The organism is Nitrospirota bacterium, assembly GCA_035873375.1.
Classification (GTDB): Bacteria; Nitrospirota; Thermodesulfovibrionia; order Thermodesulfovibrionales; family JdFR-85; genus BMS3Bbin07.
In genome coordinates this window covers 1-19,568 of the sequence record JAYWMQ010000019.1, presented here as the reverse complement: position 1 = coordinate 19,568, position 19,568 = coordinate 1, and the positions used below count along the sequence as shown (strand labels likewise).

Genomic DNA, 19,568 nt, shown 5'->3' with positions numbered 1-19,568 from the left:
GTCTCTGTCATTACAGGGGCATTAAGCAAAGGTTACCTTTAAGTTAAAAGGAGGACCTGCTTTTGATGAGGTAGGAATAGTATGCTGCAGCATTGGTAGACTTGCGCTCGAGGGTATCAAAATTGACCCTGTAAAGGCCAAAACATGCATCAAGTCCCTGGAGCCATTCGTAGTTGTCGATCAGGGACCAGTAGAAATAACCCCTGATGTCAATTCCCTGTTTCAGACACCTCTCTATGACATCTATATGCTTCTTCATAAACCTTATCTTCTTCTGGTCGTCACGGGTGGCAATACCGTTCTCTGTTATTATCAGGGGAACGTTCAGTCTTGACGCACGTTTCAGTACCCTTTCAAGGCCCTGCGGATGTATTTCCCATCCCATATCCGTAAGCCCGTAGCCCTCGATATCCCGGTGCCTCAGCTCAATCCCCATCTTTTTAAACGGGTTAAACCTGAGATGCATCCGCGTATAATAATTCACGCCGAAAAAATCGATTTTATCCTTTATCGGAACAGGAATCTCCATGGCCTTTTTAAATGGAAACTGCAGCCTCAGTGTGCCTGTACTGAAGGCATCCAGCAGGGAGTTATTGTAAAAGTGCCTGGCTATCCTTGAAATGAGTTTGTCTGCCGGATTCCATCTGTGCCAGGGGGCAAAGGCCGCCATGTTATGGGCAACACTCACCATTGCATCAGGGATATGCGAATGTATAACGTCGTAAGCCTTCCCGTGGCATACAAGTATATTCTCCAATGCCTTTACTGCCAGGGAGACATCCCTGATGCCGGGAGGCATACATCCCTCAAGATACCCGCCAAGGATGAGCACATATGGTTCATTAAATGTTATCCAGTATCTTACACCCTTCAATATTGAAACTATCTTTTTTGTATAGATCAGGAATTTTTCAATGGATGCATCGTCATGCCATGCCTTTTTGATAAACCAGAGGGGGTGAGTAAAGTGATGGATTGTAATCATTGGCTCAATATTGTTTTTGAGCAGAATATCGATTATCTCCTGATAATGAGCTATAGCATCATAGTCCCATACATTTTCTTCAGGCTGTATCCTGCTCCATTCCAGGGAGAAACGGTACGAATTTACACCCAGATCCTTGAGTAAACGCAGGTCTTCCTTATAGAGGTCATAATGGTTTGTTACATCAGGCTTTTCATTCAAGGTCTTGTCCCATGAAGCCCAGTCAGCATTGAGGGAACCTTCGAGCTGAAAGGCTGATGTTGCAATACCCCAGAGAAAATCAGACGGAAAGCCCCTGGCCCTCTCCCCTGGTGTCACTTATAAAAGCCCAGCAGCATCTTCCTGTTATTGTAATAGTGCACTGTTATGTCCGGAGGACCAACCGGTTCTGGAGAAAGAAACCCACAAAGTAAACCGGACAGACCTCATAACTTTTGCCTGTACATAACTTTATATCAGCGCAATCAATTGATTCCACCTCTATGCCTGCAACCCTGCACGTCCTGTCCTTCATTTCCATATGTAGACACATACCCTCCTCCTTTTTTTCATAACCTGGAATTTTTTTGCCGGGATTCTTGTTGATGGAAAATATCATAACAGCATAATGTTACAGAGGTGTTAAGGAGAGGTTAATTATCAGTACAAACACAGTCATGCAAAAACTTAACAAAAACGTAATAAACGTGTAACAGGCATCTCTTATAATAAAGGCATGATAACACCAGCCATAAAGGATAATTCAATCCCGATAAACCCGGAGTCTGCACTTGTAAAAAAAGATACAGCGAGCTGGTTGAAAAAACTCGCCTCTCATTATGAGAAAATGAGGAATCTATACCCGGACGACAAGCTGATAATCCTCTTTGATATTGACGGAACGATCCTTGACATGAGATACATGATCCTCTACGTCCTGAGGCTTTTTGATAAAAAGAACAACACCTCTTATTTTGAAAGACTGAACATTTCCGACATCACGGTTCATGAAAATCAGGTCAAAACCCTGCTGACCCGATTAGAGATACCCGATCAGCAAATAGAGCATATCCATAACTGGTACCTCAAGGAACGCTGGACCCGTGCAGCCATGACAGAATCTCACCGTCCATTCCAAGGCGCCATGGAGGTAATCCGGTGGTTCCAGATACAGCCAAATACATATGTCGGCCTTAACACCGGAAGGCCGGAATCCATCAGGAGAGAAACCCTCGCCACTCTCAATGAGCTGGGCAGGCAATACAAGGCCGTCTTTACCAATGAACTGCTTGATATGAACCCACTCGACTGGGAGACGAATATCAGGGATTCAAAAGCAGCAGGGGTTATCCACTTACATGAGGCGGGATACCGCATATTTGCCTTTGTTGATAATGAACCCCTTAATTTAAGGTCGGTTTCTGAAGTTGATACAAACAGGGAGATACTCCTCCTTCATGCTGATACGATTTTTGAGTCAAAACGTGTGCAGTTACCGGCTGTCACAGTCAGTGGCAAGGCATATGACATTACAGAGTTAATCGATGAACATCTGCTTCCGCGTCACGTTCAGTTTGTATGGCACGGTGTAAATGACAGGGCAAACCTGCGCCAGTTCATTGCATCAAACATTCAATGGTGTGAGTGTGACCTGAGGCTCGATTCACGCAGAGACAGTATAATACTGCGGCATGATTCATTGGAAACACACCCCTCAGGAGAAAACGAGAACTGCCTTTTTGTTGAAGAGGTTCTTGAGCATATGAAAAAAGCAGATGGAAAATCCATAAAGCTTGACCTGAAGGAAAACGGCATCCTGATTGAAAGGACTATAGAAGTACTGAAGGAATACAGATTTGATGACTCACGGCTATGGTTCAATGGAAATGTGGAAGTGCACATGGAAAGTGGGTTCCGCAGACTTTCCGGGACATTTCCAGGCTCCATAATCCAGTGTCCCGTTGATTTCATGCATCCCCTTATCCTGAGCCTCCCGGACAAGGCCAGGGACCTGCTCAACACCTTCAGTAGCTGGGGCATAAACCGCTTTTCACTCAGTTGGAAGACCCCGCATCTGCAGCAACTGTTGGGGCAAATGGATGAGTGGGGATTCGAGGTTAATGTTTATAATGTACCCGATCTGGAGGCATTCCTGAAGGTAGTCCTGCTGCAACCAAAATCCATCACGTCAGACTTCAACTTCCCTAAATGGCATTACTACGGAAGGGGCTCCGGGGAAAACCTCAGATATCATAAATACTCGATTATGCCAGCCCGGCAAAGTACATTCAGCAGTGTTTGAGAACAGGGATAGTGGCTCTATAATGGAAAAAACAAACCGTATATAATCCTCGTCCATCTCTGAACCCACAATCCTGCCCCCTTGATTCTTTTTTCCATCTGCGAAATCTGCGGCAAATGTCGTCTTTAGTTCTTTTCTTGGCTCTATTGAATTTATTGCCTAGAAGCAAGTAGTATTTAAACAAGCAACTGCTGGATAAAGAGGAGTTTGCATGAAAGTTGTATACGATTCAGATATTGATACCTTAAGTCTGATTCTCAGGAAAGAAGATATAGCCGAAAGCGATGAGGTAAGGGAAGGTGTGTTCATAGACTACAACTATGAATCTGCTCACCCAATGAGCATAAAAAGGTACTTTCCTGTCAGGGATAATCTTTCGTGCTCTTAGAAATTCCTGAAATTCAGGCAATGCCTTTGTTGACATTTTACACCCTTCCTTGCAATTATCCAATATTATACGTATTACGTAATTGCTGATATTATAGACTAAACACGAAAAACAATATTTATTTTTTTATGAAATAATCAATTAAAATAATCAATTAGAGTTGCACATGATTCTAAAGTGTGCTATAGTGTAAGGAAATTTGGGGAGAAACAAGTAGTTCGTATATTAATTGTTCGTGCGTGCTGCGCACGCCCGAATGCGGAGCGAATTAAGTGAAGCTAAAACTGACATGGAATATCTATCTTGTTCTTGGGACCGTTGTGGTCGCGTCTGCGATCCTATCGATTTCATTGAACCTGTCGGAATTCTTCAAGGGACTACTCAGCATTCCGGCTGTTGGCGCTTTGTCTGGGGTAATCGTCCAGATATTCCGCGATCATGTTGCATATGAGCGAGTACAAATGCTGCAGCAGCAACAGCAGGATTACAGCTTAGGCGTTACTTCCCATATGGCAAACCTTACCTTTGACAAACACGTTGAGTTCTGCGAAGCCTATATGACTCAAATGACGGAAGGTTTCGCAAAACTTATGTCCCAAGGTCCTACACCAGATGCGGCGGGGATAGCATTGGGGCTGAAAGTCCTGCGCATCAAGTATGTCACATGGATATCGCCCGATGTGTATAAGAACCTAGAGCTTTTCGAACATGCGTTATTTGATATCGGAATGTTATCTCCTGTCGGTGGGGAGGTGCCATCGAACCGAGAAGATGCGAAAGCGCTTGAAGAAGCACAACATCTATTTGACGTCATCACAGGAGACAAGAAACCCCTTGCCGGTAACGAAGACTATATCGCTATAACTAAAGTAATAGAGCACCTGCAGGGGATACTCGGGATTAGGGAGCTTTTCACATTACGCAAAAAAGCCATGCTTGATGCGCTGTCACGGATCAAGGAGAGTTGAATCCTGGGCGCGTGGTTACACGTTCGTGATGGCTGTGGGCCAAGAACTCATTATTAGGCTTTCAGCCAGAGTCTGAAATTTTGGATCGCAAACGATGCGAAAAAACAATGAGCTGCGTAACCATCGGATTGAGCAGATGCCCTCCGGGCACTCCTCATCAGCGGCATTATCTGAAAATAAAAGAATAAAAAATGCAAAAAAACAATAGTGATAAAAATTTGATTTGTGTGCGTTGTGGTCAACCAGTAGAAAAGAATAAAGATAATTATGAAACATTTGAAAAAATGCATTGGATTTGCTTTCATTTTGAGTATGAACATGAGGTTGACCCTGATGAGCCATGTAGTCATCCGAGTTGCCCCTGGTGGCATTTAGAAATTTATAAGAAAAAATTGAAAGAATTAGGTGTAAATCCAGAACAAGTGGTTGAGAAAGCGATCGAAGAACAATGGAAATAAAAAACAGATAACCATTCATTGCAGAGGGACAAGAACCAGCGGTCTTCTTTTCAGTTTGATTAGATTTTTTGTTTTCCATAGTCAATACTCCTTGTTAACAGCTTCAAGGGTTCTTGCCCCTGAATTTTTCGTTATGTGTAAAAAGGAGAAAAAATAATGACGAAGAAAAAAGTATTTATCAGCTTTGATTTTGACAATGATCTAAAGTTAAAAAATTTATTGGCGGGTCAGGCGAAATTGTCAGATTCTCCTTTTGAAATATCTGACTGGTCATTAAAAGAGGCTGCACCTGAAAAAAATTGGGAAGATAAAGCTGAAGCAAAGATTAAACGATCTAATGTCGTGGTTGTAATTGTTGGTGATAAAACATCAAAAGCAAGTGGCGTAAAGAAAGAAGTTAAATTAGCTCGTAAAAACAACATTACTATAGTGCAAATAAAAGTTCAAAATACAAACCCTTCAAAAGTTGTCGATGCTGGTGTTTTATATAACTGGACTTGGGATAACCTTAAGTTGATTTTAAAATAGAGGGAAGGGGAATGTTGAAAAGAGAGTTAGAAATATTCGTTGGTAAATATATTAAAGCTATCAATAGTGATACGGCTGCAATATTTGCTGGAGCAGGATTGTCCGTTGCTAGTGGGATAGTTAACTGGAAAGAATTATTAAGAGAAATTGCGAACGAACTCAAACTTGATATTGATAAAGAAGAAGATTTAATTGCTATTGCTCAATATTATGAAAATGAGAAAGGTGGTCGTGGCAGTATCAATTCACAATTGGTTGATGAGTTTACAAAGGATGTAGCAATAAATGATAATCATAAAATTTTATCAACACTCCCTATTAAGACTTTTTGGACTACAAATTACGATGCTCTTATAGAAAAGTCCCTTGAAAAAGAGGGTAAAACTATAGACACAAAAATTTGTTCAGAAAACTTGGCAACTAATAAACCACGGAGAGATGCTGTTGTTTATAAAATGCATGGGGATATTAACTTAGCACACGAAGCAGTTTTAACTAAAGATGATTATGAGAATTATAATGAGAATCGACAATTATTTACTACTGCATTACAGGGAGATTTAGTTTCTAATACCTTCCTTTTTATAGGATTCAGTTTTGAAGACCCTAACCTAGACTACATTTTAAGTCGCATAAAGATTTTGTTAGGGACAAATAAAAGAGATCATTATTGCTTTTTTAAAACAGTTAGTAAGGATGATTATAAAACTGATGAGGATTTTCAGTATTCAAAGATCAAGCAAGAATTAAAAATTAAAGATTTAAAACGATTTGGGATCCAGGCACTTTTAATTGATGTATATTCTGAAATTACAGAAGTGTTACAGCTTATCAAGATGAAATTGAAAAGACAAAATATTTTTATTTCGGGTGCTGCACATGATTATGGCGATTTTGACAAATATAGAGCAGAACAGTTGGTTTTTGATTTATCAAAAAAACTTGCTGAAACGAATTATAAAATCATATCAGGGTTTGGACTCGGCATCGGTAGCTCTGTTATAAATGGTGTCTTGTCAAGTGTGTACTCTTCTCAAAAAAAACATTTAGATGATTATCTGATTTTAAGACCGTTCCCCCAGAACATATCTGATCCAAGCAAAAGAAATGCATTATGGGAAAAGTATCGTGAGGATATGATTTCTGAATCTGGAATAGCACTATTCTTTTTTGGCAATAAATTAGTAGATGGAAAAGTAGAAGATTCTGATGGTCTATTGCAAGAGTTTGAAATAGCGCATAGACAAGGTGTAAAAATTATTCCAATAGGGCTTACGGGTTTTGTCTCTAAAAAAATATGGGATAAAGTAATGGCTGATACAAAAGAATTTTACCCAGATAATCATGATTTAATTACAATCATTGAAAGTTTGGGAGATACAACACTTAGTGACAGTGATTTGATAAACAATATAATGAAAGCAATCAATTTATTACAAAGGCAGGTTTAATATGGCAAAAAGAGTGTTTTTTAGTTTTCATTATCAAGATGTTATTGATTTCAGAGCAAATGTTGTTAGAAATCATAAATTAACAAAGGATGATAATGCGGGTTATTTTGATGCATCCATTTGGGAGGATGCTAAGAAGACAAGTGATTTAGCGTTAAAACGACTAATAAACAGTGAGCTAAAAAACACTTCTGTCACCTGTGTTTTAGTTGGAACCGATACATTTAATCGCAGGTGGGTTGATTATGAAATAATGAAAAGTCTCAATAACGGGAACGGTCTTATTGCAATTCATATTAATGGAATTAATGGGAAAGACGAAAAAACAAAAACTAAAGGAAATAATCCGTTTTACTATTTAGGTTATTCTTTCGATAAAACGGGTAAAAATATTAATCTTCATAACTACATAAAAGGGAAATGGGAAAAATACTCAGATTTAGACGGATGGGCAGTAAAAGAAGTTGCTGAATCAAAAAGAAATAAAATATTTAGATTATCAACGATCTATTCTATCTACGACTGGATCGAAGATAATGGATATGATAATTTTGAAGCTTGGATAGGATGAAAACACATAACAAAAAAATCCAGCGAACGCAAAAAGACGCGCCGCTGATTTAGGCGTTGGCAACATTAAGAAAAATGCGGAGAAAAACTAAATGCTATTAATATTAAGCGGGAATATTGCTACAGGCAAGACAACGCTAATGAAACAGCTTGTGCAAAACTACCCCGAATTCATAATTCATACAGAAAAGCCTGAAAGTAATCCATACATAGGCCTAATAGATGCTAATGATAATGCATTGCTTGGTTTTGAGTTGCACTATTTAGTTTCCTGCGTGCAAGCATATAATAGTTATAAAAACGATTCAGGTATTACATGCATTGAACGTTCATTAGATGAAAATGCCATGTTCGCCAGACAAACATTAAAAAATTATGACAAGAAATTATATGATGAACTATTTGGGATAATAAGCAATAAAATAGAATGTTCACCGGATGGTTTTATTTTCTTGCGTGCAAGTATTGAAACTATCCATAGAAATATGAGCCGTCGAAAATCCCCCCAAACTGATACAAAAAAGATACAAGACTACCCTATAGTCTTCCAGCCTTTTTATGAAGCTTTACTCGTAAAATTTGAGAAGAAAAGAAACGTTATTGTTATAGATATGGATAAATATGATATTGTAAAATCTGCATTTGATAAAAAAGAAGTTTTAAATACTGTAGTTAACTTCATTGAATCATTAATGAATGGCATCAAAAATGATAGATAGTTTCAAAAGACCCTATTATGTATGTTGGTATATGACTGAAAAATGTAATCTATCTTGCAAATTTTGTTATGCCTTTAAAGGAAGAGATGATCCTAGTATTGAACAACTATTGTCTGTGGGCAAATCCCTCTCTTCGCAAGGTATAACTAAAGTTAATCTGATGGGAGGGGAACCCTTTCTGCAGAGGTCTATCTTTACATTAATTGATTTTTTTCATTCATGTTTCAATATCTCCATCACTACTAATGGTACATTGCCTACCAAAAATAACATAAATTTCCTTTCTGGTAAGATTGAACGTCTAACTATTTCCCTTGACACATTATCATCCTCAACGGCCTGTATTATTCGAGGAGAAAATTATGATTTGAAAAATACAATTCAAAACATCCTTACGGCTTCAGACATTGGTATTCCTTTAAAAATCAATACGGTTATTACTAAGCATAACTTGAGCGAATTAGATAATATTGGTCGGTTTCTTAACTCCATTAATGGAAGCGTATTCTGGAAAATCTTTGAACTAACTGATAACCCAAATGTAAATTCTGATATTTCACATTTAAAAGTTCCCGTAACGATAATTGATGAAGAATTTATAAAACTTAAAAACCGCTATCCATCTTTACCAATTGATATCGCTTATTGCTCTGAATTGAATAGTAATTACATTATTATGAGATCGAACGGAGATATCCATATCCCTAAATTTAACAATTACCAGTGCCTTGGAAATATATGTGACGAATCATTATCTAACATTTTAAATCGAGTCGAGTTTTGTTTTGAAGAAAACAAACAAATTTATATAGCAAGACAGCCGGAATTTTAAAACAGTGAAGCTAAATATGTTACATAGCATAATAAAAAAGAAAGGGCTTAAAAAAAGCGATACGTATCAACCGATAGTTTTTGCCGTAGCATATGTTCTTTTGTCGCTCTTTGTGGCTTATGTTACATTCGGTTTACTTTCGTCAACGGGTAGTTTGTCTGGAAAAGGTTACACATTCGGTGGCGCTGCCGCTGGATTCTTCTTTACCCTTTTGATCCTTATGCGTTTCCATAAACAAACGCAAGAGAAGACAGTTGCCGACTCAGATTTTATTGTGGGTACCCATAAAATACGAGATGAAAAAGATTACTCGGAACAATACATTTCAAAAATTATTGGGGCAATATTAGAAGCCACTTCTTCTATTAAACTCCATTTTCCTATGCTTCAGACGTCAAGCAATGGAGATGTGCCTAAAAGGGTAAACGAAGCAATTAGAAATATGGCAACAAAAATTCCTATTACAATTATCACATGTGCTGAATATGACCGTGTTGCTGGCGCTTATGAACTAAACCTAATTAAAAATTTAAAATTGTATTTCTCCTCTGATTTAAAGCTATCAGATTTGAGATTCACGTTAATTGATGAAGAGGATGTTGTTATTGGCGTCAATTCAAAGCAGCACGAAAAGGATGATTACCATCATAGCTTAGAATGGGTGAGATTACGGAGTATTAAACTTGCTGGAATTATTAATGACTATTTTATGAATTTATGCGAAAAGTCTATACCATATGAAAATTATGTAGCTGAAATTGTTCGACAATATACCGATGAAGGAACCCTTGGGAATCACAGGTTAGCTGCACAAAAATTAGATTTACCACAAGAAGAAATTGAACGTATAATTAAGTTAAACACCGATTTTCGCGAAGTGACAAGGCATAAGAAATAAGGGATATGACGTAATAGTTTAGTTCCATCTTTATACGAACAGGATTCGATCAATCAAGAAGAATTATTAAAGAGAGCAGCCTGAGCAGTAGGGGCATCAGAAGTGAGGAGAGTTTGAAGGAATTCTCTGGGATGATGGCCCTGACGGCGGGCAGTGAGAACAAGACTGGGCAGGATACTGTGAGTTTTCAGGCCGGAAGCCGAGCGTGTACCGAAGATAATTTTTCTAAAAATAACAATGTTTCTGAGAGACTGTTCAGCCTGATTATTAGTTGGAGGAACATCGGGATGCCGGAGAAAAGTAAAGAGCTGATCAATCTCTTTTCCGATCAGTTTGGATCTGAGAGTTTCAGCAGCAGAGAAATTTAACGTATGGGCACAATAAGTTTTGAGTTTTTTGAGAAACTTCTTTTCAATCGAGCGGGTTTCTTTAAGGGTAATAAGGCCGGAAGAAAGTTTCTGTCCAATTTTACAGGCACTTGAGAAAAGCTTGGCAATCCTGGCGCAAAAAGATTCGGCTTTTACGTCACGATAGTTATTGTTAAGAAGCGATAGTTCCTTAGCAATTTCCTTGGCACGGCGAATAATATGGGCTAGGCAAGTCTGCCGCTCTGCTGGATTAGTACTGTTATAAGCAGCATACCTATCGGTAACCAGCACACCACCAAAGTTTGCACCTAAAATGGAAGTGGCAACCTCTGAAGTCTTTCCCTTCTTTTGCTTATCTTTCTTTCTGTTGGCCTTAAACTGTTTTTGATGCAAAGCCTGAAGTTTTGCTTTCGTCTCAGCATATTCCTTTTCAAGAAAAAGTATGCGCTTGCGTGACTTTTCCAGTGCCTCATCGTATGCATCGACAATCCTCAGATAGTCCGGGACTGGACATGTGCTATAATTTAAACCATGGGCACAAAGGTATCACTTTTTGAAGAAGCCTCAACATTCGTTATCGAGCCATGGAATGTTATTCTCATCAATGATAACCGGCATACTTTTGATGAAGTGATTGTGCAATTGATGAAGGCTACAGGATGTTCACCTGATCAGGCAAGGGAGATCACCTGGCAGGTCCATACACAGGGAGAGGCCCTTTGCTATACAGGACCGAGAGAGCGTTGCGAACATGTAGCGTCCATACTGGAGGAGATAGAACTCAGGGTAAGACTGGAGCGAGCATGAAAGACTGTTCAGGATTTAAAACTTATTTGTGTCAGGGTATGGAGATTATACCTTGGCATATGGGACAAAACCATAGCTTTCATATATCATCTGCGCCTCTCTGGAGAGGATAAAAGAGAGGAACTTCTCTGCATTTTGAGGGTTTGGGGCCTTCCTGAGTTTGGTGATATAATAGTTTACACTGTGACGCTGGTCAAGCCTCTCTCCCACCTCTACAACCTCAAACCCAAGGCCCTCCCTTTTAGCGTGCACTGCCTCGGTTGCCCAGACAGGCCCGACGTCTACAGTGCCCTTTTGCAGCCTCAGAGGTGTCTCCCTGTGATGGACAATTGTGAGAATGGTGGTGCCCTCAGCCCTTTTTTCTTCCATTATCCTCCTGACAAGCGCCTTGCCCCCGGCCCGTTCGTACATATCTACAATATATTTAGTAATGTCTTCGAGGGCTCCAGGTTGTGATATGCGGACATCGTCCCTGCCGAGGTCGCTGACGTTCCTGATATTGGCCGGATTACCCTCCGGTACCATAAGAATAATCCTGTTATGGAGGTAGATGTGGTATTCATCAACAAGTCCCCGGATGGCAAGCTCTTCCGTTGCATCTTTTGTCACCGAGGTATATATATCAGGCCTGCCGGTTATAGTCCTGCCCTGAAACAGGGCACCACCGGCAAGTATCTGCCTCAATTCAAGACCCGGAGGAAGTGTTTCATAAAAGATTCTCTCTACCTCGGGATGTCTCTTCTTAAATGCCTCCAGCAATTTTTCCATAACCATATACTGATTGCCGGCCATAAAGAGGACGAGCTGGGCCTCTTCCATCACCTTCAGGTTATGCAGATCGTCCCTGCGGGTTGACGGTATCTCGGGATATTCTTCATTTTTTGATAATGTTGCCATGACTACTGCTATTATAGCCATGAGAGCCGGCAGGGTCAAGCCGGCAGCAAGTCAGCAAGTCAGCCTGTGCTATAATGAAGGGGATGACTTACTCGGAGGCAATAAAGCAGGGGTTTAAAGTTTCAAACCGTAACTGGCAACTTGTGCTTGTCCGGATTGCAGTGACAGTGCTGAGCTGTATAGGGTTTTTCTTCATCGTGGCAATCCCTCTTGTCATTGCGTTATTAATCATAGGGATCAGCCCTGTGTTTTTCTCCCGGATTGAAAGTGCCCCTGATATCCTCATGACCCAATACTTCGGTATAGTAATCGTTGGCGGTCTCCTGCTGCTCATTTATATACTCATTGTGTCCACAGCGGGGATTTATGCCTTTGCCGCTGCTGCAGGAACTATTGCGCGTACTGTCAGGGATGAGTCGCAGAAATTCAGCATGAAGGTCTTTTTTGAAGAGGGAAAGCGGCTCTTTTCCCCCGTGCTCGGATTTATCAGCATTATGGGGCTTGTTGCTATAGGTATTATTGTGTGTTATGCAATCTCGGGCGTAGTTGTTGCGGCTGTCATTACATACGCAAAGTCACAGTCCCTTGCTCTCTCCATGTTCCTGGGCGTCTTTTTTGCCCTCATAGGAGTTGTTTCAGGGTTTTTCATCCTCTTCGGACTTCTCTCATTGACTGTTTATGGCCTGGCTGCCATTAGCCTGAAGGACTCAAGGCCGGTGGCTACTGTAACTGAAACAACAAGATATTTATTGAAAAATCCCTCTGCCTTTTATCTTTACGTAATAATGGCCTCTCTATATATAATCTTCAGCCTCATCCTTGCATTGGCCGGGTTGCCGCTGAAGGTAGTTCCCTTTATCGGGTTAATCCTGAACCTCCCATATCAGCTCTTAATCTATGCCCTGCAGGGATATGCGGGACTGTTTATACTTGCAGTAGCCTTTGTTTATTATTATCAGACGGAACTCGCAGGCCTGACTGAGGATTCAGAGACCACAGAGGTCATAGAGATCACAGAGGGGGAAGACAATGTTAGATGACAAATACCCTGATGACAAATCTCCGTTTCAACGGCAATACGTCCACTCAGGGGACTGATATTTCTGTCTTTGAAACTGAAGGGCAAGTATCTTCTCCTCTTCAGTCAGCCCCATGGGCAGGAGACTGACCTCGAATATTTCTTCAAAGGCATCTAAAATAGCCCCCTTTAATTCATCAGGTGACAGTGTAGGCAAGTGATCCGTCAGCCCTGTCATGGTTAAGGATATTTTTTCGGTATTAACGTTTCTGAAGACCCGTTCCATGAGCCCCGGGTCTATCTTCATCTGGATAGAGCCCTGCTGGAGGAAGCCCTCCTTCCACCGCTTCTGTGCCGAGCCGATTACCTTCCGCTTGTTGATGGAGAGTTCACCATATGAGACGGACTGGAAACAGAGGGCGCTTCCTGTAAGTATGCGGCCCTTTTCCCTGCGATTCTTCATCTCCACATCCATGCCGAGGGATTTAAGGGCAGTGTAAAAAGCCCTGCTCAGGTGCCCGTAGCTGCTCAGCAGGCCCTCAGAAAAAGGGGGCACGGCATTCCTTGATGCGAAACTGTAGGTAACCTCCCTGCCATGCAAAATAGCCCGGCCTCCTGTAGGCCGCCTTACTATGGGGATGCCCCTGTATTCGCAATACCCCCTGTCTATCTCTTCACTCTTTTGAAAGCATCCCAGACTTACAGACGGCACAGCCCAGCCATAAAACCTCAGCGTAGGTGGGACCCTGCCCTTCAGGGCCATCTCTGCAATCGCCTCGTCAACGGCCATATTGCAGGAGGCATCAGAGATGCCTGTATCTATATATCTCCAGGTTGATTCCATAATGCAAAGGCACTCCTTCAGACTCTTCTGTGTATCCCCCTCTCAATTACAGTATCGACTCACAAACCATCGGAATTTTATTATATACTGATAGTATGAAAATGGGACAGCCGGAAAAGGAGTGCGAGAGACTGAGAGAAGAGATAGCGCTCCTGAGGCAGAGGCTTACCGAACTGACTCCTCCGCTTGAGGCCCTCCTTAAGAGACGGGGCTTCTGTATTTATAAGAAAGAGCCTGCCGAAGATCTTCTTGTCCCGAGTGAAAAATATATTGACTCTTACTATGAGACCATGAAGAGATACTCCTTCAGGCTCTTCTTAAGGGACATTATAAAGCATCAGGATGGATTCACACTTCAGGATGTAACGAGATATGCAACGGCAGAGGTTACCGATGAATATATTGATTATCTACTGAAAACCGGTCTGATTGAAAAGGTCTCGGGAGGGTACAGACTCAGGAAGCGACCGATTAAGAGCTTTGGTGAGACCCTTGAGTGGTTTGTTGCAGAGATATTGAAGCGGGAGTTCAGGATGGAGACCATCTGGGGTATCAGGTTCAGGGGGCGGCGGGTTGGCGGTGATTATGATCTTATCGCTAAACTTGACAGCGGACTTCTGTACATGGAGGTAAAATCATCACCGCCAAGACAGATATATGCCTCCGAGATAAGCGCCTTCTGGTCAAGGACCCAGGACCTCTGCCCTGACATGGCGGTCTTTTTGATGGATACCCACCTGAGGATGAAGGACAAGCTTGTTGTCATGTTTGAGGATGAGCTGAGGAGTAGGGTTGAAAATCCCCCGCAGGTGAGGAGACTGAAGGCTGAACTTTTCACTATAGAGGACAGGGTCTTTATAATCAACTCAAAGCCGTCCATTGAAGGGAATATAGAGACTCTGTTAAGCTATTATCTGAGGAGGAGGTGTCTATGAAGGAGGAGAAACTTGTGGAAATATGTTCTGTCTGTGCGTGGAGGGCCACCTGCCAAAAAAAGTTTTCCATATCAGGTAAGGATATAAGGTGTCCTGACTTTGTGAGGGATCTGAGTATAAAGGCAGAAGAAAAGAGAGACGAAGAAGAAAAGAGAGAAGAGCATAAGACGTGAGTTTTGTATGCCGGCAGGCTGACCGGCAAATAAAGGCAGAGTTTTTTAGCTGGTTAAGAGGCAGATATTACAGACAAAGAGGTTTTTCTGAATAAGAGCCGGGGAAATGGAAGGAAAAGAGAAGAGGCACACACCCCTTAATCCCCTCTTGATAGAGGGGAGAATATTGGATTTATAGGTAGGGGGACGGTGTGCAGTGCCAGGCTTGGCGAGTCATGGAACAGCGGCGAACTCGTGCTGGCCTGGGATCATGTCAAGCAGGAGTCCGTGGATATCAGAGACGGACACAATGTTGTTCTTCATGAATTTTCACACCAACTGGATCAGGAGGATGGCCGCGCTGATGGTGGACCGATTCTTGATCGGGGCTCCAGCTATGTTGCCTGGGCGAGGATTCTGGGCAGGGAGTACGGGGAACTCGTTGAGAAGGTGAAAAAACATTACAAGGATGTGATTGACTCGTACGGAGCAACCAATCCGGCGGAGTTTTTTGCAGTAATCACAGAGGCGTTTTTCAAAAAACCTGCAAAGCTGAAACAGAAGCATCCTGCACTCTACGAGGAATTAAAGCTCTACTATAAAATGGATCCGCCATCAATAAAGATTGTCACCCTGAACTTGATTCAGGGTCTCTCATAATATGTCGAATCCTGGAGCTTTCCCGGTATTTCACCGCAGAGAGTGATAATTCTTCAATAGTCTATCGGCTGCTGTTTATGGGTTTAATCAGGGCCGGAGAAGTTTTGCATGTTGGAAAAGGGTGCGGATTTTGGGCAAGGCGGGTATGAGATGAGAATTTAATAGACATGTTTCCGATGCTTTACAGTGAGGATATAGACAATATGCCTGGTGTTATCAAGCTCATAGACAATGCGGTAATTACCGACCCTGAAAGAGAATTCGCCTTTGTGGTTCCCGGCAAGCGGCTTGCCCTCTTTTGGATTATCAGAGAGAAATTCTATCTTGGCAAGTATCTTTCCAAATAGCTTTCTGTCTGCCTCATGGAGAAATTCAAGGTCGGATTCCGCCTCTCCTGCAAGCTCAATCCTGTGGGTCATTTAAGCTTTAACCTTGATTTAAAATCACTAAGGGATATGGTTTTGCCTTTTCTTACCTGTTTTTTTGCACGTGCTATCGCTTCTCTCTCTTCTTCACGGGAGAGAATATCGAGTGTCTCCATCAGGCCTTCAAATTCATCACTGCTGAGAATAACGGCTTTCTCAACGCCGTTTTTGGTTATGGCAAAACGGTCATATTTTTCATCAACGTCTCTTACAATTGCAGACAGGCTCTTTTTTGCCTCTGCAAGCGGGATAGTCTTTGTCATGGCATTCCTCCTTATTTCTGTCATTCCGCGGCTTTCTGTCTTGACTATAATTATAGTCTATAGTATGAATGAAAATCAAATAACAATGAGTTGGAAAATAAACTCCGAGCTTGGATTAAAAAGGACTCTTCCTGTTGCAACTCCTGGAAATGATATTTGGGCGAATTTTTACCTGCCTGTGCAGATGCCAGACAGGTGACAGGAGAAATATCGAAAACAGTAGATATCCGGTTTTTGGTATATCATTACAAAACGGGAGATATAGGACTGCTTAAAGATTGCAAGCACATAGAAATCAAGAAAAATCTGTTGCCCCCGCCTGCCTGTTGACTTTTATGCTTTGATATTTTTTGTGGTGATTTTGGTATTATACAGAAAACTGTACATTAACTTGTTAGGGCTATAAAAAGGAGAAAAATGTTTATTTTTAGAGTTGCTGGAATTATACTAATATCGCTTGGGGTAATTAGCGGAATAGTGTTATTTATATCTCCCTTTGGTGTTGAAGTTCAAGGGTCTGTATTTACCTTCTGGCTTTTGTACTTACTGTGCTATGTTGGAGGTTTTATTCTGTACGCTTTAGGGTCGCCAGATAGCTCAGCTGAAGAAGTGATGCGAACAGCTAGTGGCATGTTAATAATTATCGGGTTAATGTCAGCCATTTCAATTTTTCTTGATAAAGTTGGAATATTAAAAGCTGAAGGTACATTCTCTCTTTGGCTGCTTTTTATTATTTCCAACTTAGCTGGGACTATAGGGATATTTTTTGCAGAAGCGGTCAAGAGAAAGAAAAATGGTGAAGTTAAAGCAGAATTTGAGCCCTAACAATGCCAATTAACTCGGACTTTTTGCTACGCTACGCAAAAATCCGGTTATTGGCGTCGTTAGGGATTGCAGAAGGGAGGATACGAGATGTCACGCTACTGGGTAATGGCTCCTGTCGAATCGAAACCAGCGGATCTGTTCGGCAAGGTCTGGCAATTCGATCTTGCCCAAAATGTGATATCCATTGGCTGGAAGCAACTTGGCGACGTTACAGCCATGACCAGAGATGAGTTGGCGGAAGCCGTTGCGAGAACCTACCCCGATAAACCCTCTCAGACCAAAGGGCTGTACACAAACATGCTGTGGTCGTTCTACCACGAGATGCTGCCAGGAGACTACGTAATCGCAAGGAGAGGAAGGAAGACACTGACGGGTATTGGCAAAATCACGGGTCCAGCCGTTTTCTCACCCGGCAGGAATCAGCATGTTGAACATCCTGGCTTTCTCGATGTTGCATGGCAGGCAGAGCCCCGCGACAAGTCATTCCCCAGCATTGTCTTTCCGATGCATACGCTTGCCGAGTTCTCGGAAGAGCAGTTCAGGAGTGTAGTTGAGGGCTCTGGTCCACCCATTGCTCCACCGGAAGCCGAACCGGAAGTGGAAGATCCAAGCGAGTTCGTCCTAGAGAAGTATCTGGAGGATTTCATTGTCAGCAACTTCGATACGATCTTCAAGGGCCATCTCCGCGTATTTGAGGACTCAGAGGGCAATGACGGTCAGCAGTATACAACAGACATTGGCCCCATTGACATCCTTGCGACTGAGGAGAAGACGAAAGCGTTTATAGTGATTGAACTGAAGAAGGGGCGGCCTTCAGATCGTGTCGTGGGGCAAATTCTTCGCTATATGGGATGGGTCAAGAGAAACCTATGCGAAAACGGACAGACTGTCAGAGGGCTTGTCATTTGCCGCAACCATGACCCAAAACTGACGTATGCCTTGGAGATGACAAACAACATTGACGTGCGGTACTACAGTGTGTCATTCAAGTTGAAAGAGAATCCCTAACAACGGCGTCGAGAGGGACGCTCATTTCGCAACGCTTCATTCGCGCCCCTCACGCAGGCCGTTAGCCACATCTAAAGAGGAATCATGCCAAAAGAGTTTAAGCTAAAAGTGAGGCCAGCTGGTATTTCTTTAAGCTTCGCAGTCAAGGAAGAGATAGTCAAAGTGATGACGACTGAGCTCATAGGACCACTTGACTCTAACCTTTTGGTTACGCGTCTTGAAGATATGCAATCAATGGTTTTTGAGAATATACCAAATTTCCCGCCCCCATCCCAAATTGACCACCTTTTAGTGCTTATAAATCATGATCTGACCGGTGTCGCATATGTTAACGAACTTGAAATAAAGGCAAAAATCAAAGTTAACAGGGATGTTGAAAAAGGAGAACCAATTTACCAAAAGGACATTGGCGCTATCGACTCTATAGATTTGGGAGTAGAAATCCCAGATTCTGTAGGAGTCATAGTTGTAAGGTCTTTAGGATGGAAAAAGTCGCTATTTTATGACTTCGGCCCTTTGCATATCAGCCAAGAGCCAAGGCAATTTCGCGTAGATAAGGTTTTAGCCCAACAAGCTTTATTATTATTGGGCATGGAATCGTTAGTTTATGACTCTGAGGGGATGAAAACTAATGAGGACAATTTCACGGAAATGTCGAACGGTTTCAAACAACTCAATCAATATATTGAATCAAAGTGTGAGGTGGAATCTAAATATCAGGAACTTTTTCATGAACATCCTTGGATGCTCGGCGGGCAATACAAAAGTATAGACCGACACACTAACCTTGATGACGAGAATATACCTGATTTCACCGCTGTCCGATGTCATGATAATTCCCGAGATATTATTGAAATCAAGCAACCTTTACTAACTTGTTTCAAGCAGAAAGATAATTTTTCCTCGTCATTTAACGATGCATGGAATCAATCGGAGCGATATTTGAGTTTTGTGTATAGGCAACGCAATTATCTTAAAGATGAGAAAGGACTCTTATTCGAAAATCCCAAGTGCATTCTGATAATTGGAAGTGATTTAACGCCAAACCAGCTTAAGCTGATTTGTGAAAAGGAAACCCTGACAAAGTCTGTCGTAGTTTATACGTATGATCATATTCAAAGAACCGCATGTCACATTTTGAATCTAATCCTAAAACAAGCGAGGTTTTTCTATGAGTTGCATAGAGCCCCATCTTATCCATTGACGAATTACATTTTTGCCTGTTAATCTCTCGAAGCGCTGATTTAATAGTATGAATGCCTCGATCAGTCCCATCATAAAACCTAAA

Annotated in this window: 25 protein-coding genes; 18 read left to right on the top strand and 7 right to left on the bottom strand. The window is 41.7% G+C overall.

All coding sequences use genetic code 11. The features are described from left to right. Positions 1-43: 43 nt before the first annotated feature. Both VST71_04680 and VST71_04675 read right to left on the bottom strand, forming a co-directional pair. Complete coding sequence (locus tag VST71_04680; protein MEC4685014.1) at positions 44-1,303, bottom strand: glycoside hydrolase family 1 protein; 1,260 nt, start codon at positions 1,301-1,303, stop codon at positions 44-46. Between the two features lie 46 nt (positions 1,304-1,349). Then, the gene (locus VST71_04675; GenBank protein MEC4685013.1) at positions 1,350-1,505 is read right to left on the bottom strand and encodes a hypothetical protein; all 156 of its coding nucleotides are present in this window, start codon (positions 1,503-1,505) and stop codon (positions 1,350-1,352) included. Between the two features lie 195 nt (positions 1,506-1,700). Here VST71_04675 and VST71_04670 point away from each other — a divergent pair, with 195 nt between their 5' ends. The 10 genes from VST71_04670 to VST71_04625 all read left to right on the top strand — a co-directional run bounded on the left by VST71_04670 (position 1,701) and on the right by VST71_04625 (position 10,078). After that, the gene (locus tag VST71_04670; GenBank protein MEC4685012.1) at positions 1,701-3,266 is read left to right on the top strand and encodes a hypothetical protein; all 1,566 of its coding nucleotides are present in this window, start codon (positions 1,701-1,703) and stop codon (positions 3,264-3,266) included. Between the two features lie 211 nt (positions 3,267-3,477). Further along, on the top strand, positions 3,478-3,654 hold the full coding sequence (locus VST71_04665) for a DUF2283 domain-containing protein (GenBank protein MEC4685011.1): 177 nt from the start codon (positions 3,478-3,480) through the stop codon (positions 3,652-3,654). 272 nt (positions 3,655-3,926) lie between these two features. Beyond that, positions 3,927-4,622: a hypothetical protein gene (locus tag VST71_04660; GenBank protein MEC4685010.1), complete on the top strand. Its 696-nt coding sequence runs from the start codon at positions 3,927-3,929 to the stop codon at positions 4,620-4,622. A 191-nt stretch (positions 4,623-4,813) separates the two neighbouring features. Then, positions 4,814-5,080, top strand: a complete 267-nt coding sequence (locus VST71_04655) for a hypothetical protein (protein ID MEC4685009.1) — start codon at positions 4,814-4,816, stop codon at positions 5,078-5,080. 156 nt (positions 5,081-5,236) lie between these two features. Next, a complete protein-coding gene (locus VST71_04650; GenBank protein ID MEC4685008.1) occupies positions 5,237-5,608 on the top strand; it encodes a TIR domain-containing protein in 372 nt (123 codons plus the stop codon). A gap of 11 nt (positions 5,609-5,619) precedes the next feature. Next, positions 5,620-7,059: an SIR2 family protein gene (locus VST71_04645; GenBank protein MEC4685007.1), complete on the top strand. Its 1,440-nt coding sequence runs from the start codon at positions 5,620-5,622 to the stop codon at positions 7,057-7,059. A gap of 1 nt (position 7,060) precedes the next feature. Then, positions 7,061-7,630, top strand: a complete 570-nt coding sequence (locus VST71_04640) for a TIR domain-containing protein (GenBank protein MEC4685006.1) — start codon at positions 7,061-7,063, stop codon at positions 7,628-7,630. Positions 7,631-7,721: 91 nt separating this feature from the next. Beyond that, positions 7,722-8,348: a deoxynucleoside kinase gene (locus VST71_04635; protein ID MEC4685005.1), complete on the top strand. Its 627-nt coding sequence runs from the start codon at positions 7,722-7,724 to the stop codon at positions 8,346-8,348. Between the two features lie 31 nt (positions 8,349-8,379). After that, positions 8,380-9,180: a radical SAM protein gene (locus VST71_04630; protein MEC4685004.1), complete on the top strand. Its 801-nt coding sequence runs from the start codon at positions 8,380-8,382 to the stop codon at positions 9,178-9,180. Between the two features lie 4 nt (positions 9,181-9,184). After that, the gene (locus tag VST71_04625) at positions 9,185-10,078 is read left to right on the top strand and encodes a hypothetical protein (protein MEC4685003.1); all 894 of its coding nucleotides are present in this window, start codon (positions 9,185-9,187) and stop codon (positions 10,076-10,078) included. A 53-nt stretch (positions 10,079-10,131) separates the two neighbouring features. Here VST71_04625 and VST71_04620 read toward each other — a convergent pair whose 3' ends face one another. Further along, positions 10,132-10,839 (bottom strand): transposase, encoded by a 708-nt coding sequence (locus VST71_04620; GenBank protein MEC4685002.1) that lies wholly within the window; start codon positions 10,837-10,839, stop codon positions 10,132-10,134. Between the two features lie 138 nt (positions 10,840-10,977). Here VST71_04620 and VST71_04615 point away from each other — a divergent pair, with 138 nt between their 5' ends. Beyond that, positions 10,978-11,253: an ATP-dependent Clp protease adaptor ClpS gene (locus tag VST71_04615; GenBank protein ID MEC4685001.1), complete on the top strand. Its 276-nt coding sequence runs from the start codon at positions 10,978-10,980 to the stop codon at positions 11,251-11,253. Between the two features lie 45 nt (positions 11,254-11,298). Here the strand turns inward: VST71_04615 and VST71_04610 are convergent, their stop codons facing one another. Next, a complete protein-coding gene (locus VST71_04610; GenBank protein ID MEC4685000.1) occupies positions 11,299-12,171 on the bottom strand; it encodes a substrate-binding domain-containing protein in 873 nt (290 codons plus the stop codon). 62 nt (positions 12,172-12,233) lie between these two features. Here VST71_04610 and VST71_04605 point away from each other — a divergent pair, with 62 nt between their 5' ends. Then, complete coding sequence (locus tag VST71_04605; GenBank protein MEC4684999.1) at positions 12,234-13,190, top strand: hypothetical protein; 957 nt, start codon at positions 12,234-12,236, stop codon at positions 13,188-13,190. A gap of 27 nt (positions 13,191-13,217) precedes the next feature. On the opposite strand, the gene VST71_04600 is transcribed toward VST71_04605, so the two are convergent. Then, positions 13,218-14,012 carry a lipoate--protein ligase family protein gene (locus VST71_04600; GenBank protein ID MEC4684998.1) on the bottom strand — a complete coding sequence of 265 codons (795 nt, stop codon included), beginning with the start codon at positions 14,010-14,012 and terminating at the stop codon, positions 13,218-13,220. A 101-nt stretch (positions 14,013-14,113) separates the two neighbouring features. Here VST71_04600 and VST71_04595 point away from each other — a divergent pair, with 101 nt between their 5' ends. The 3 genes from VST71_04595 to VST71_04585 all read left to right on the top strand — a co-directional run bounded on the left by VST71_04595 (position 14,114) and on the right by VST71_04585 (position 15,759). Further along, on the top strand, positions 14,114-14,947 hold the full coding sequence (locus VST71_04595; protein MEC4684997.1) for a hypothetical protein: 834 nt from the start codon (positions 14,114-14,116) through the stop codon (positions 14,945-14,947). Further along, positions 14,944-15,120 carry a hypothetical protein gene (locus tag VST71_04590; GenBank protein MEC4684996.1) on the top strand — a complete coding sequence of 59 codons (177 nt, stop codon included), beginning with the start codon at positions 14,944-14,946 and terminating at the stop codon, positions 15,118-15,120. The genes VST71_04595 and VST71_04590 overlap by 4 nt, the downstream gene beginning before the upstream one ends. Positions 15,121-15,309: 189 nt before the next feature. Next, on the top strand, positions 15,310-15,759 hold the full coding sequence (locus VST71_04585) for a M90 family metallopeptidase (GenBank protein MEC4684995.1): 450 nt from the start codon (positions 15,310-15,312) through the stop codon (positions 15,757-15,759). Positions 15,760-15,917: 158 nt separating this feature from the next. On the opposite strand, the gene VST71_04580 is transcribed toward VST71_04585, so the two are convergent. Together VST71_04580 and VST71_04575 are read right to left on the bottom strand one after the other, a co-directional pair. Further along, positions 15,918-16,178 carry a type II toxin-antitoxin system RelE/ParE family toxin gene (locus tag VST71_04580; protein ID MEC4684994.1) on the bottom strand — a complete coding sequence of 87 codons (261 nt, stop codon included), beginning with the start codon at positions 16,176-16,178 and terminating at the stop codon, positions 15,918-15,920. Beyond that, positions 16,175-16,447 (bottom strand): type II toxin-antitoxin system Phd/YefM family antitoxin, encoded by a 273-nt coding sequence (locus tag VST71_04575; GenBank protein ID MEC4684993.1) that lies wholly within the window; start codon positions 16,445-16,447, stop codon positions 16,175-16,177. The genes VST71_04580 and VST71_04575 overlap by 4 nt, the downstream gene beginning before the upstream one ends. A 417-nt stretch (positions 16,448-16,864) precedes the next feature. On the opposite strand from VST71_04575, the gene VST71_04570 reads away from it, so the two are divergent. The 3 genes from VST71_04570 (at position 16,865) to VST71_04560 (ending at position 19,507) form a co-directional block, all read left to right on the top strand. After that, positions 16,865-17,272 (top strand): hypothetical protein, encoded by a 408-nt coding sequence (locus VST71_04570; protein MEC4684992.1) that lies wholly within the window; start codon positions 16,865-16,867, stop codon positions 17,270-17,272. Between the two features lie 87 nt (positions 17,273-17,359). After that, positions 17,360-18,280, top strand: coding sequence for an endonuclease NucS domain-containing protein (locus VST71_04565; GenBank protein ID MEC4684991.1), 921 nt, complete (start codon positions 17,360-17,362; stop codon positions 18,278-18,280). An 84-nt stretch (positions 18,281-18,364) separates the two neighbouring features. After that, positions 18,365-19,507, top strand: coding sequence for a Shedu anti-phage system protein SduA domain-containing protein (locus VST71_04560; GenBank protein MEC4684990.1), 1,143 nt, complete (start codon positions 18,365-18,367; stop codon positions 19,505-19,507). Positions 19,508-19,568 lie beyond the last annotated feature (61 nt).

Bases quoted from the DNA above. Each gene is read 5' to 3' on its own strand.
- VST71_04590 (MEC4684996.1), top strand. From the start codon at position 14,944: ATGAAGGAGGAGAAACTTGTGGAAATATGTTCTGTCTGTGCGTGGAGG.
- VST71_04665 (MEC4685011.1), top strand. From the start codon at position 3,478: ATGAAAGTTGTATACGATTCAGATATTGATACCTTAAGTCTGATTCTC.
- VST71_04605 (MEC4684999.1), top strand. From the start codon at position 12,234: ATGACTTACTCGGAGGCAATAAAGCAGGGGTTTAAAGTTTCAAACCGT.
- VST71_04675 (MEC4685013.1), bottom strand. From the start codon at position 1,505: ATGGAAATGAAGGACAGGACGTGCAGGGTTGCAGGCATAGAGGTGGAA.
- VST71_04570 (MEC4684992.1), top strand. From the start codon at position 16,865: ATGTTTATTTTTAGAGTTGCTGGAATTATACTAATATCGCTTGGGGTA.
- VST71_04630 (MEC4685004.1), top strand. From the start codon at position 8,380: ATGACTGAAAAATGTAATCTATCTTGCAAATTTTGTTATGCCTTTAAA.
- VST71_04595 (MEC4684997.1), top strand. From the start codon at position 14,114: ATGGGACAGCCGGAAAAGGAGTGCGAGAGACTGAGAGAAGAGATAGCG.
- VST71_04655 (MEC4685009.1), top strand. From the start codon at position 4,814: ATGCAAAAAAACAATAGTGATAAAAATTTGATTTGTGTGCGTTGTGGT.
- VST71_04575 (MEC4684993.1), bottom strand. From the start codon at position 16,447: ATGACAAAGACTATCCCGCTTGCAGAGGCAAAAAAGAGCCTGTCTGCA.
- VST71_04650 (MEC4685008.1), top strand. From the start codon at position 5,237: ATGACGAAGAAAAAAGTATTTATCAGCTTTGATTTTGACAATGATCTA.
- VST71_04670 (MEC4685012.1), top strand. From the start codon at position 1,701: ATGATAACACCAGCCATAAAGGATAATTCAATCCCGATAAACCCGGAG.
- VST71_04580 (MEC4684994.1), bottom strand. From the start codon at position 16,178: ATGACCCACAGGATTGAGCTTGCAGGAGAGGCGGAATCCGACCTTGAA.
- VST71_04635 (MEC4685005.1), top strand. From the start codon at position 7,722: ATGCTATTAATATTAAGCGGGAATATTGCTACAGGCAAGACAACGCTA.
- VST71_04645 (MEC4685007.1), top strand. From the start codon at position 5,620: ATGTTGAAAAGAGAGTTAGAAATATTCGTTGGTAAATATATTAAAGCT.
- VST71_04615 (MEC4685001.1), top strand. From the start codon at position 10,978: ATGGGCACAAAGGTATCACTTTTTGAAGAAGCCTCAACATTCGTTATC.
- VST71_04610 (MEC4685000.1), bottom strand. From the start codon at position 12,171: ATGGCTATAATAGCAGTAGTCATGGCAACATTATCAAAAAATGAAGAA.
- VST71_04640 (MEC4685006.1), top strand. From the start codon at position 7,061: ATGGCAAAAAGAGTGTTTTTTAGTTTTCATTATCAAGATGTTATTGAT.
- VST71_04560 (MEC4684990.1), top strand. From the start codon at position 18,365: ATGCCAAAAGAGTTTAAGCTAAAAGTGAGGCCAGCTGGTATTTCTTTA.
- VST71_04565 (MEC4684991.1), top strand. From the start codon at position 17,360: ATGTCACGCTACTGGGTAATGGCTCCTGTCGAATCGAAACCAGCGGAT.
- VST71_04600 (MEC4684998.1), bottom strand. From the start codon at position 14,012: ATGGAATCAACCTGGAGATATATAGATACAGGCATCTCTGATGCCTCC.